The following is an 11,286-nucleotide window of genomic DNA, read 5'->3' on the forward strand; positions in this document are numbered from 1 at the left end:
GGGACCGAAGCGGGCGAACCGGCTTGGTGAGCCGCGACGACGCAGGACGGGCGGCGATGTGCGTCATCCGGGCGGAGCAGCAGGCACCGGGACGTCAGCTGTTCACCGTCTCGATCCTCGGGGACCTGAGCACGAGCGCGCCGCCCCGGAAGACCGTGACCCTGGCGCCCCAGGACGTCGTCCGGCTCGTCGAGGCGTTCCTCGAGGAGGTCGCCGGGGACGAGTGAGCGCTCGTGCACCACGGGCAGGACCTCGAGCTCCCGTGCGACGGCCCAGTAACGCTCGAGTGACGCCCGGCGGCCTACGGTCGTGACCGTCGACGAGCGAGGCCCGACCATGAGCGAGCATGCACCCTCTCCGAGCAGGACCACGGGTCCGGTCCCGGGTGAGCTGTGCCTCTTCTGCGGTCCGTACGTCGTCGCGGCGGGGCGGCACGTCGAGGTGCCGGAAGGCAGCAAACGACTTCTGGTCTTCGTCGCGCTGCACGCGGGACGGCTGGACCGGCGCTTCGTCGCGGGGTCGCTGTGGCCCTACGGGGACGATGAGCGAGCGGCCGGCAACCTCCGTTCCGCGCTGTGGCGGCTGAGGCGAGCGGGGATCGATGTCGTCGAGGCGGACAAGTGGTCCCTGTGGCTGCGGCCGGACACGACCTCCGACGTCGCGACCGTCAGCGACTGGGCGACGCGGCTCGTCGCGGGCTACGCGACGCCCGCAGACCTCCACCTGCCGCCGTGGGACGTCCACGCCCTCGATCTCCTCCCCGGGTGGTACGACGACTGGGTGAGCTTCGAGCGGGAGCGGGTACGGCAGCGCCTGCTGCACGCTCTGGAGCAACTGAGCCGGGAGCTCGTCCTTCTCGGCAGGTGTGCGGAGGCCGTCGAGGCGGCGATCGACGCGGTGGGCATGGAGCCGCTTCGCGAGAGCGCGCAACGGGTCCTCATCGAGGCCCACCTTGCCGAGAACAACGTCGTCGAGGCGCGGCGGCTCTACGCGCACTACCGGCAGCTCGTGCGCCGTGAGCTGGGTGTCGAGCCCAGCCCGGGACTGACACGCCTCGTCGTCGCGGCTGACCAGGACGGCGGCATGTCGATGTCCCCGTCGCACCTGCTCGGTGTTCCGGTGGGCGCTGACCAGCCGAGCCGGACGGGAGCGATCGCGTGACGGTGCGGTGACACCGGCCGAGCATGCTGCCAGCATCCGAACCCACCAAGGAGGGTGACCTCGCATGCGGCGCCGTATCTCAGACCTCGTGCACCACGAACCGCCCACGCCACCGGGAGGGCCGCCGACCATCATCGGGCCCGAGGACGACGACGTCATCCCCGGCGAGGTCGTCGTCGCCCTGGAGGTGGATGCGGCCGCCGAGCTGCTCAGCATCCCCTCGATGCCGTTGCGGGGTGCGGCGGGGGCGGACGCGAGCGCGCTCGGTGAGAGCGGGCCTCTCGCCGAGGCGCTGAACGACCTCGGCATCTCCTCCGTGGCACGGGTCTACGCCCCCGGTCCGACGCAGCTGGTGGCCGGCAGCGCCGTGGCCGACGACCTCGGTCTGGACACGACGCTGCTTGTCCGGTTCGGCGCCGACACCTCCCCCGTCGAGGCGGCGGAGCGGCTCGGCGGGCTGGCCTCGGTCGCCTGGGCCGAGCCGAACCGGTGGCGGGAGGCCGACGCCGTCCCCAACGACCCCCAGTACGCGAGCCAGTGGGGGCTCACGCGGATCGGCTGCGAGGCCGCCTGGGACGTCGTCACCGGGGACCCGTCGGTCATCGTCGCGGTCATCGACTCGGGTGTCGACCTCAATCACCCCGACCTCGCTCCGCTGCTCGTGGGCGGTCGCGACTTCATCGACTTCCCCGTCGGCACCGTCCCCAGGCCCGGGTGGGTCTTCGAGGGCGACTTCACCGGGGTCGACAACGACGCGCAGGACGAGGTGGGCCACGGGACCCACGTCGCCGGGACCATCTGCGCGCTCAGCAACAACGCCCTCGGCGTGGCCGGCGTGGCGTGGAACGTGCGGCTCATGCCGCTGCGCAGCCTGGCGCGGGTCCGGGAGACCGCGACGGGCCGGGTGAGTGGCATGGGCTCGACGGCGGCGACCGCGGCGGCCGTCCGCTGGGCGGCGGACCACGGCGCCCGCGTCATCAACCTCAGCCTCGGCGGGTACACCGACACGACGGTCGAGCGCGAGGCCATCGCCTACGCCGTCAGCCGCAACGTCGTCGTCGTGGCGGCGATGGGCAACGACAACTCGGCCGCCCCGCACTTCCCCGCCGCGTACCCCGACGTCATCGCCGTCGCGGCGACCGACCAGAGCGATGCCCGCTCCGTCTGGAGCGCCACGCAAGCTTCCAACACCGGACCGCACGTCGACGTCGCCGCACCCGGCACGGGGATCCGCAGCACGTACTGGGACAACACCTACGCGACGAGCAACGGCACCTCCATGGCCTCGCCGCACGTCGCCGGCGTCGCCGCGCTCATCCTGTCGCGCAACGCGGCGCTCACCGCGGCCGAGGTCGGCAACATCATCCGCACGACCGCCCGGCCGCTGCGTGACAACCCGGGTGACTCGGTCCCGAACAACCAGTACGGGCACGGTCTCGTGCAGGCCGATGCCGCGGTCCGGGCCGCGCTCCCGCCTCGACCGAGCCTGGTGATCACCACCTGCCCGTCCGTGGTGGTGCGCTGCCCCACCGTCGCCCTGTCCTGTCCGTCGGTCGCGATCCGGTGCCCGAGCCGGCCCGTCTTCTCCTGCCCGTCGGTCGTGGTCGTGTGCCCGTCACAGCTCGTGACGGGGTGCGTCTCCCGGCCTATCACCGCCTGCCCGAGCGTCATTGTCCGGTGCCCCACTGCCCCGCCGATGTGCAACGTCGTCACCGAGGTCGCCTGTCCCAGCAGGCCCATCTGTCCCACGGACGTCATCTGCCAGTCCCGCGCGATCTGTCCGTCGCAGGGAGTCTGTCCCAGTCTGGCCGGGTGTCCCAGCCTGGCCGGCTGCCCGACCTTCGGCGGCCCCGGCGGACCCGAGCTCGGGCCCGGGAACGGTCTGGGCTGGTCGGACTACGACCCCTACGGCTTCGACCCCTACGGGACCACCTACTGATGAGCGCCCCCGCCCAGGCAGCAGTGGCGCCACCGCCGTCAGCGCTCGACGTGCTGGCGGCGGCGGGCCTGGCCGTCCCCGCGGGCACGCCCGTGTGGGACCGGTCCAGCTCCCACCGCGTCAGCCACGTCACCACGCCCGACGGTGCCGCGTACGTCGTCAAGGCCACCTCGGAACGCACCCGTGACAGTGGGCGGACGCTGGCGGCCGAGCTCTACGTGTACCGGCTCTCGACGTGGGTGCCGGGCCTGGCCGAGGTGGTCCCGAGGGTGGTGCACCTCGACGAGCGGGCGCAGGTCCTCGCGCTCGTCGCCGCGCCCGCGGAGCACCTCTTCACGAGCCGGTGCCTGGAGCCCGGGTTCCCCTCTTCCCCCGTGGCGGCGTCCCTGGGCCGCGCCCTGGCGCGGCTGCACACCACGACGAGGCAGGTCCCGCTCCTCGGCCGAGCCGCCGTCGGCGTCGTGCACCTGCCGCGGACAGCGCCCGAGGAGTGGTTCGCCGGCGAGACGTCCGCGTCGCTGCGTGACGCCGGGACCGCCGTCGTCGCGGACGTCGCTCTCGGTGCCGCCCTCACCCGAGCCGCGGACGCGCTGCGCCCCGCGTGCCTCGTCCATTCCGACCTCAAGTGGGACAACGTCGCCGTCGCGCCCGGGCCGCGGACGACCCTGTTCGACTGGGAGCTGTCGGGCCGAGGTGACCCGGCGTGGGACGTGGGCTCGGCACTGGCCGACACGCTCGCGCTCCACGTCCGGCTCACCGGGTCGACGCCGTCGCCGGTGGTCGACGCCTCGCAGCGGGCGCTCCTGCGGGCGTACGCCGACGGCGCGCCCTGGGCTCTCGGGCCGGCGCAGACCCGTACACCGAACGACGGCGGCACCCCGACCGACGCCGACCTCGCCACCCGCGTCACGCTGTGTCTCGTCGCACGCACGGTCCAGCTGGCGATCGAGTGCGCCGGCGCAGCGGGTGACGCCGCCTACCCCGTCGTCGTCCACCTCCTCGGCGCCGCTCGGTGGGTGTGCGCGTACGAGGCGGACGTCCGGGACTCTGTCGCGTCGGCGCTGGCACCAGGATGACGCGCCCTGCGACGACGGCGGTGCTGACGCCCGCGCACGTCCTTCGCCAGCTCGAGCGGCTGGCAGGCCTCGTCGCCGGCGAGCCCGCGGCGTGGGCCGCGGCCGTCCCCGGGGCGGCGACCCTCGCCGAGGCGCTCTACGCCCGCTGGTACACCGAGCCCCCGGCCGTCATCGGACCCGCGCGCGTCGCCGACCCCCCGCTGCACGCGGGCTCCCTCGTCGCCGTGCTGCGCGCGGCACGGACGGCCGACCGCCCGGCCGCGGAGCCGTGGGTCGTGCTCGCCGCCGCACCCGACGGCAGCGTCATGGCGCAGCGAGCAGAGACGGTGCGGCAGGTGCGCAGCGGCGAGTACGTCGCTCGTGCCCGCCCCGGCGTCCCGCCCGCTCCGGGCGAGCTCGTGGAGGTGCTCGCGCCCCTCGAGATGGTCGACGCCGAGCGCGGGCTCTGGTGGACCTTCACCGACGTGCCGCCCGAGCCGCCCTTCGGTCGGGTCTACCTCGACGCGCGGGCGGCGACGGTCGGCAGGGTCGTGCGGGCCGTGGGCGACGCCCTGGGCGGGACCAGCCACCAGCTCAAGTGCCCGGTCCTCCCGGGCGGGTACGCGCGGGTGGACGCCGTCGTCGTCTACCACCGGCGGGCGGACCGACCGGCCGTCCTCGACGCGCTGCGCAACGCACCGCTCGAGTGCCTGCTCGACGACCCGGTCCCGCCGCTGACCTGTCCGCTCGGGCCCGGCGTCAGCTGGGCCGACGACCCCGGCACCACCCTGTCCTTTGGGGAGCACGTCTGCCGGGCCCTCGCGGCAGGCATCGAGCGGTCCGCCGCCGGGTGGGCCGCGGCAACGGTGGAGCAGCGCACCGGCCGGCTCCTCTCCGCGCTCACCGACGCGGGCGTCGACCCCGGCACCCCGTGGGAGGCGGGCACGTGAGCGCCGGGCCTATCGAGGCCGCCGCCGCCATCTGCCGCGACCTCGTGGACCGTGCCGAAACCGCCGACGACGGCGTCACCTGGCGTGCGGAGATCGTCGTCGGGGTCGACGGCGACGCCGCCGTCCTCGGTCACGGTGACATCGGCACGAACCTCTACGACGGCACGGCCGGCGTCGCGCTCGCGCTGGCGTCGCTCATCGGCACGGCGGCCGACCGGGCCGGGGACGGGGTCCTCGCCACCACGGTGCGCGGTGCGACGAGGCACGCCCTCGCCGGAGCGCCGGAGCTGCTGGCGGCCGGTCTGCCGGGGTACTGGGACGGGGCGTGCGGCATCGCGTACGCGGCGGCGGTCGCGGCCCGCAGGCTGGACGACGACGACCTGCGCCGCGCGGCCGTCGCCCTGGCCCGGGATGTCGCTCACGCGGTGGCGGGGGGCGACGGTTCGGTGAGCGACCTCATCAGCGGCGATGCCGGCGCGGCGCTGGGACTCGCGTCCCTGGCGGACGAGCTCGCGCTGGAGGAGCTGCTCGCCACGGCGCAGGTGGCCGCGGCCCGGCTCGTCGACACGGCACGGCCGCAGGTGTGGGGGGCGGCGTGGGTGGACCCGGCCGACCCGGAGGGGCCACCTCTGCTGGGGCTCGGCCACGGGGCAGCGGGCATCGCGCTCGCCCTCGGGGAGCTCGCCGCCACGCACGGCGCGCCCGCCGGCCTCGAGGCTGCCTGCGCCGACGCTCTCGCCTACGAGCGAGGCTGGTACGACCCGGACCGCCGCGCGTGGCCCGACCTGCGTGGCGGGCTGCCGCAGGGCGAGCCGACCGGGTGGACGACGGCGTGGTGCCACGGCGGGATCGGGATCGGCCTCAGCCGGCTCCGCCTCGCGGCGCTCACGCCCGGCCCCCGGCTGCTCGCCGAGGCGACGGCCGCGCTGCAGGCGGCGCGGGACCTCGCGGTCAGCGCTGGGACCGCGCTGCACGGAGGAACCGCCGGCGACTGCTCCTCGTGCCACGGCCTCGGCGGGGTGGCCGAGCTCTACACCGTGGCGGCACGCGCGCTCGGCGCGGCCGAGCACGCGGCCGCCGCGCGGAGAGTCGCGGCGATCCTCGTGGCCGAGCGCGACGTCTCGGGAGAGTGGCCGTGCGGACTACCCGGCGCCGGTGAGGTGCCCGGTCTCATGACGGGCACGGCCGGGATCGCGCTCGCCCTGGCCCGGGCGGTGGGCGCCACCCCGGCGCCCACGCCGCTGCTGCCCGGGCCGGGCGGCTGGTGACCGGTCGAGCGGGCGCCGCCCGTGGGGCTGCGGTCAGATGTCGTGGAGGACGTCGCGCTCGGCGTAGCGGACGCCGGCGATCCGGCTGACACGGTCGAGGAAGGACTCGTCCACCGGGCCGGTACCGACAAGCACGCCGTCGAACAGCTCGTGGACGTCTGCCATGCCCGCCTCGCCCAGTGCCGCCGCCACCGCGGTGGCAGGCGCACGGTCGTCGAGACCGACCACCACACGACCAGTGGCGGGCGACTCCTCACGAGGTCGCTCCGGGACGGCATCGGTGTCGGGCATGTCCTTGTCGCCACTCACGGCACGATCGTGCCACTCCGTGCGCACGTCGTGAAGCGGTGGCCGGTCGCGGGATCTCGCCATGACGAGGGCTGCTCAGCGCGCCCGCGCCAGCCGCCGGCGCTGGGACCGCAGGTACGGACGCGCACGCCACTGCCCACCGTGGACGTCGATCGCGGCGTCGAGCCGGTCGAGCACGGCGCCGAGTGCAGCCGCGTCCGCCGGCCACCCGCGGCGCACACACTCCTCCAACCACTCCACCGGCGAGCGCTGGCCCCGCTCGCCGTTGCACCGCCGGCACGCGGCGACCTCGTTCTCCGCCCACGACGGCCCGCCCTTGGCGCGCGGGACGACGTGGTCCACCGTCGGCGCCACGAGCCGCCCGAACTCCTGGCCGCACCAGAAGCACCGGCCGCCCTGCGCGAGGACGGCCGCGTCGAGCCGCTCGGTCCGCCGCGCTTGCTGCCGCACGCGACCAGCGTGCCGCAGCCGGGACGCCGTCGCGCCCGTAGCGCGGCCGGGCGACGACAGCGGATCAGGCGACGTACGCGTCGACAGCCTCCGCGGGGGGCCCGATCACCGGCCACGCGCCCTCGGCGGTGTTGCCGAGGACGCTCACCGTGGTGCGCGAGTCGACGACGTGCGTCGAGCGGAAGGACGCGCCCGCGTCGTAGCCCTCGATGACGACGGCGTGGGCGGACTCGTGCTTGTGGTGATCACCCCGACAGCTCGGGTTCCGGCACCGCTCCGTGGGCACGTCACGCCGTGGCCGCGTCAGCGGCGCGCCAGGAGGCGGGACTACGGTTCGTCCATGAGCAACCTCAACGCGGTGGGCGAGCGCGACTCGTGGCGCTGCTGGCTGTGCGACGAGCCCGTCGACCCGGACGCCTCGGTCAACTCCGACCTCGGCCCCAGCGTCGACCTCGGCGCCTCCGCGTCGAAGAAGCCGGCGCCGGGCACCGAGCGTCTCGCGCACCGTGCCTGCAACACGCGCAAGGGAGCCGTCAAGCCGGTGGTGCCGTGGTCGCCCGAGCTCTTCGTCGTCGACCCCGCGCCGATCGCGGGGACCGTGGAGCGGCTGCGGCGCAAGAAGGGCCGCGAGATCGTGGCGCGTTGCCCCAGCCGCGAGGACGCCGACGCGGCCGCCGCCTGGCTGGTCGACCGCCTGTCCCGGTTCGCTCCCGACCTGCCCGTCGCGACCCAGGTCGAGCCGGGCGGTGGACAGTTCATGCTCGTGCTGCGTACCGCCTGACCCGAGGGCTGCACGTCAGGGGCGGCCGTCGGGTCCCGCCCCTCCGGTCGCGCGGGCACGGTGCCAGGCGACCGCGCTGCGGCGGACCCCTGCGCGCTCAGCTGCCGCGGGTGCCCCGGGGCCTCCTGACACCACGGGAGCAGATCGCCTCCCCCAAAGGTGGTAGACGCCATGCCCCACCGCGCCGGAAGCGGGCGAGCGCGCGGGCCGAGCAGCATGAAAGCAGGTCGCGAGCCGGTCATCCTCGGAGCCCCCGGGACGCTCGCGACGCCAGGAGGACACCATGCGCACGGCACCACGCACCCGTCGCGGCACCGCCCAGCGGATCGCGTTCGCTCTCGCGGGCGTCGTCGCCACTCTCGCCGCGTGCGGGAGCCCGTCCGAGAGCCTCGACCCGCCCGTCTCCTCCCGGGTGACGACCGCCGAGCTCACGGGCTCGGACGTCGACGCCTGGCTCGACGAGGCCCTTCCCGCCGCCCTCGAGGAGGGCCGGATCGCCGGCGCGACCGTCGCCGTCGTGCACGACGGCGAGATCCTCACCGCCCGCGGGTTCGGGGAGGCCGACGTCGACGCCGGGACGCCCGTCGACCCGGACCGCACGCTCTTCCGGGTCGGCTCGGTCTCCAAGCTCTTCACGGCGACGGCGGTCATGCAGCTCGTCGAGAGCGGTGACGTGGACCTGGACACCGACGTCAAGCAGTACACCGGGCTGGACCTCGGCCTGGAACATCCGGTCACCCTGCGGCACCTGCTCACCCACACGCCGGGCTTCGAGGAGCGCATCGCCGGCCTCATCGGCACGGGCACGACACCCGACCTGCGCGCGTCCCTCGTCACCGACCCGCCGGAGCAGGTCTTCGAGCCGGGCACGACCCCGGCGTACTCGAACTACGGCAACGCCCTCGCCGGGTACGTCGTCGAGGCCGTCAGCGGCGTGCCCTTCGAGGAGTACGTCGCGACGCACGTGCTCGAGCCGGCCGGCATGACCTCGTCGTCCTTCGCGCAGCCGCTGCCCGAGCACCTCGCCGGCGACGTCGCGCTCGGGTACCCGACGTCCGACGAGGCCCCGCTGCCCTTCGAGGTCGTCGGGCAGCCGCCGGCGGGGGCGCTGAGCGCGACGGCCACCGACATGGCTCGGTTCATGCTCGTCCACCTGGGCGAGCCGCAGGGCGAGGAGATCCTCTCCCCCGCCACCCGCCAGCTCATGATGGAGCCGGCGCTCGACCCCGGCACGCTCGGCGTCCTCGCGGAGGGACCCCGCATGGGGCTGGGCTGGTTCGACGAGTCGCGCCACGGCCACCGCGTGGTGGGCCACGGCGGTGACACGACCGCCTTCCACTCCCACCTCCAGCTGTGGCCCGACGACGGCACCGGCCTGTACCTCTCCTTCAACAGCACGGGAGCCGACGGCGCTGCGTACCTGCTGCGCGACGAGCTGCTCGACGCCTTCGCCGACCGGTACTACCCCGGAGAGGCCCCGGAGACGTCGTCGCGACGCTGGAGGTCGTGCCGGCGCAGGAGGTGCCGCCGGCGGATGTGGTGCCGTGGCTGCTCGTCCTCGTCGTCGTCCAGTCCCTGGCCCTGTCGTTCCGGCGGGTGGCCCTCGCCGCGTCGCTCGTGGCGGTGGTCGCGGCCCAGCTCGCGCTCGTCGCCCTGTCCCCGGAGCTGTCGCTACGGGCGGTCGCGGCGTTCGTCGTCGCCGCCACCATCGGCACCCGGCTGCCGGCCCGCCGCGCACTCAGCGTGGCGGGCGGGGCGGCTCTCGTCGAGGGCCTGGGCGGCGCCGTCGTCACCGTGGTCCGCGGTGCGGGCGCGGACGCCGTCGTCCAGCACGTCTCCTCCGCCCTGCTGGTGTGGGGCGCTTCCGTGCTGGCGGGCCTGTACCTCGCGGCGCGCCGGGAGCAGCTGTGGCTGCTCCAGGAGAGGGCCGCCCGGCTCGAGCGGGAGCGCGACGCCCGGGTGGAGAGCGCCATCGCGGACGAGCGCGCCCGGCTCGCCCGGGAGCTGCACGACGTCGCGGCGCACCAGCTGTCCGGGATGGTGGTCCAGGCAGCCGCCGTCGAGCGCCTCGTCGACCGGGACCCGCAGGCGGCGCGCGAGGGAGCCGCGTGGTTGCGCCACCAGGGCCGTGAGACTCTCGACAGCCTCCGCCAGATGGTCGGGCTGCTGCGCGGAGACGAGGGCGACCCCCTCGGCCCGGTCCCCGGTGTCGGCGCCCTGGAGGATCTCGTGAGGGCCGCGCGCGAGCTGGGTGACGACGTCCGGGTCGAGGAGGTGGGCACGCCGACGCCGCTGGCCCCGCTCGCCGACGTCTCCGTCTACCGGGTGGCGCAGCAGGCGCTGACGAACGCGCGGCAGCACGCGCCGGGCGGGCCCGTGGAGGTGCGGGTGGTGCACGAGCCGGCCGGCGTGGCCCTCGAGGTCGACAACGGCCCAGCCGCGCCCGGGCGCACGCCGGCGGAGGGCGACCGCGGCGGCACCGGGCTGGCCGTCATGCGGGAACGTGCGGCGCTGGTGGGCGGCAGCCTCGAGGCGGGGGCGAGGGACGACGGCGGGTGGCGCGTGCGGCTGCACGTCCCCGCCACGGACAGTGAGGGAGAACGATGATCAGGGTCGCGCTGGTGGACGACCAGCTCGTGGTGCGCGCGGGGTTTCGCGTACTTCTCGAGGACGCCGGCGACATCGAGATCGTCGGTGAGGCCTCGAGCGGCCCCGAGGCGGTGACGATGGTGCGCCGCGCCCGTCCCGACGTCGTGTGCATGGACGTGCGGATGCCGGGCGGGGACGGCCTCACCGCGACACGGCAGATCGTCGCCGAGCGCGACGGCGACCTGCCCTCCGTCCTCGTCATGACGACCTTCAACCTCGACGACTACGTCTTCGGTGCCCTGGAGGCCGGTGCGAGCGGCTTTGTCCTCAAGGACTCCGACCCCGACGACGTCGCGGACGCGATCCGCCGGCTCTCGCGGGGCGAGGGCATGATCGACCAGGCGGTGACCCGCCGCGTCATCTCCGAGTTCGCCCGCCGCCGGCCGGCCCCCGACCCGGACGAGGCGGCCGGCGTCCTCACCCCGCGGGAGCGGGACATCGTCCGGCTGCTCGCGGAAGGCATGTCGAACATGGAGATCGCCGCGGCGCTCTACGTCGAGCCGTCCACCGTGAAGTCCCACCTCGGGCGCGCGACGACGAAGCTCGGTACCCGCGACCGGCTGCAGACGGCGGTGTGGGCCTACCGGAGCGGCGTGGCGGGCTGAGCTGAGGCGCTGGGCACCAAGACTCCGCTGGCGTTCCAACACACTGGCACACTTGGGGACGGTCTCGGCCTACGGATATGCGTGCGACCACCCAGTAACAAGTTCTTATGGGCGTCGGC

At 75.0% G+C, this 11,286-nt stretch carries 12 protein-coding genes and 1 pseudogene; 10 read left to right on the forward strand and 3 right to left on the reverse strand.

Annotated elements, in window-relative coordinates; all coding sequences use genetic code 11:
• The first annotated feature begins 26 nt into the window (after window positions 1-26).
• The 6 genes from M3148_RS03055 (at window position 27) to M3148_RS03080 (ending at window position 6,373) form a co-directional block, all read left to right on the forward strand.
• The gene (locus M3148_RS03055) at window positions 27-227 is read left to right on the forward strand and encodes a hypothetical protein (protein ID WP_251303171.1); all 201 of its coding nucleotides are present in this window, start codon (window positions 27-29) and stop codon (window positions 225-227) included.
• A gap of 109 nt (window positions 228-336) precedes the next feature.
• Window positions 337-1,161 (forward strand): AfsR/SARP family transcriptional regulator, encoded by an 825-nt coding sequence (locus tag M3148_RS03060; protein WP_251303172.1) that lies wholly within the window; start codon window positions 337-339, stop codon window positions 1,159-1,161.
• 64 nt (window positions 1,162-1,225) lie between these two features.
• The gene (locus M3148_RS03065; RefSeq protein WP_251303173.1) at window positions 1,226-3,100 is read left to right on the forward strand and encodes a S8 family serine peptidase; all 1,875 of its coding nucleotides are present in this window, start codon (window positions 1,226-1,228) and stop codon (window positions 3,098-3,100) included.
• Entirely contained in the window at window positions 3,100-4,176 is a 1,077-nt protein-coding gene (locus M3148_RS03070; RefSeq protein WP_251303174.1) for an aminoglycoside phosphotransferase family protein, read from the forward strand. Before M3148_RS03065 ends, M3148_RS03070 begins: the two co-directional genes overlap by 1 nt.
• Window positions 4,173-5,105, forward strand: coding sequence for a T3SS effector HopA1 family protein (locus M3148_RS03075; RefSeq protein WP_251303175.1), 933 nt, complete (start codon window positions 4,173-4,175; stop codon window positions 5,103-5,105). The genes M3148_RS03070 and M3148_RS03075 overlap by 4 nt, the downstream gene beginning before the upstream one ends.
• A complete protein-coding gene (locus M3148_RS03080; RefSeq protein ID WP_251303176.1) occupies window positions 5,102-6,373 on the forward strand; it encodes a lanthionine synthetase LanC family protein in 1,272 nt (423 codons plus the stop codon). Before M3148_RS03075 ends, M3148_RS03080 begins: the two co-directional genes overlap by 4 nt.
• Before the next feature lie 33 nt (window positions 6,374-6,406).
• Here the strand turns inward: M3148_RS03080 and M3148_RS03085 are convergent, their stop codons facing one another.
• The 3 genes from M3148_RS03085 to M3148_RS03095 form a co-directional block, all read right to left on the reverse strand.
• Window positions 6,407-6,682: a hypothetical protein gene (locus M3148_RS03085; protein ID WP_251303177.1), complete on the reverse strand. Its 276-nt coding sequence runs from the start codon at window positions 6,680-6,682 to the stop codon at window positions 6,407-6,409.
• A 75-nt stretch (window positions 6,683-6,757) separates the two neighbouring features.
• Window positions 6,758-7,132: an HNH endonuclease gene (locus tag M3148_RS18890; RefSeq protein WP_251303178.1), complete on the reverse strand. Its 375-nt coding sequence runs from the start codon at window positions 7,130-7,132 to the stop codon at window positions 6,758-6,760.
• A gap of 64 nt (window positions 7,133-7,196) precedes the next feature.
• Window positions 7,197-7,418, reverse strand: a complete 222-nt coding sequence (locus M3148_RS03095; protein ID WP_251303179.1) for a hypothetical protein — start codon at window positions 7,416-7,418, stop codon at window positions 7,197-7,199.
• 54 nt (window positions 7,419-7,472) lie between these two features.
• Between M3148_RS03095 and M3148_RS03100 the strand changes: the two genes are divergently transcribed.
• The 4 genes and pseudogenes from M3148_RS03100 (at window position 7,473) to M3148_RS03115 (ending at window position 11,167) form a co-directional block, all read left to right on the forward strand.
• On the forward strand, window positions 7,473-7,913 hold the full coding sequence (locus M3148_RS03100; RefSeq protein ID WP_251303180.1) for a hypothetical protein: 441 nt from the start codon (window positions 7,473-7,475) through the stop codon (window positions 7,911-7,913).
• A 283-nt stretch (window positions 7,914-8,196) separates the two neighbouring features.
• A pseudogene (locus tag M3148_RS03105) lies at window positions 8,197-9,261 on the forward strand (serine hydrolase domain-containing protein); the annotation flags it as partial.
• Between the two features lie 158 nt (window positions 9,262-9,419).
• On the forward strand, window positions 9,420-10,520 hold the full coding sequence (locus M3148_RS18255; protein ID WP_251303181.1) for a sensor histidine kinase: 1,101 nt from the start codon (window positions 9,420-9,422) through the stop codon (window positions 10,518-10,520).
• Window positions 10,517-11,167 carry a response regulator gene (locus M3148_RS03115; RefSeq protein ID WP_251303182.1) on the forward strand — a complete coding sequence of 217 codons (651 nt, stop codon included), beginning with the start codon at window positions 10,517-10,519 and terminating at the stop codon, window positions 11,165-11,167. Before M3148_RS18255 ends, M3148_RS03115 begins: the two co-directional genes overlap by 4 nt.
• The last annotated feature ends 119 nt before the right edge of the window (window positions 11,168-11,286 follow it).

This window comes from Georgenia satyanarayanai (assembly GCF_023715365.1).
GTDB lineage: Bacteria > Actinomycetota > Actinomycetes > Actinomycetales > Actinomycetaceae > Oceanitalea > Oceanitalea satyanarayanai_B.

Bases quoted from the DNA above. Each gene is read 5' to 3' on its own strand.
- M3148_RS03065 (WP_251303173.1), top strand. From the start codon at position 1,226: ATGCGGCGCCGTATCTCAGACCTCGTGCACCACGAACCGCCCACGCCA.
- M3148_RS03075 (WP_251303175.1), top strand. From the start codon at position 4,173: ATGACGCGCCCTGCGACGACGGCGGTGCTGACGCCCGCGCACGTCCTT.
- M3148_RS03100 (WP_251303180.1), top strand. From the start codon at position 7,473: ATGAGCAACCTCAACGCGGTGGGCGAGCGCGACTCGTGGCGCTGCTGG.
- M3148_RS03115 (WP_251303182.1), top strand. From the start codon at position 10,517: ATGATCAGGGTCGCGCTGGTGGACGACCAGCTCGTGGTGCGCGCGGGG.
- M3148_RS03060 (WP_251303172.1), top strand. From the start codon at position 337: ATGAGCGAGCATGCACCCTCTCCGAGCAGGACCACGGGTCCGGTCCCG.
- M3148_RS03070 (WP_251303174.1), top strand. From the start codon at position 3,100: ATGAGCGCCCCCGCCCAGGCAGCAGTGGCGCCACCGCCGTCAGCGCTC.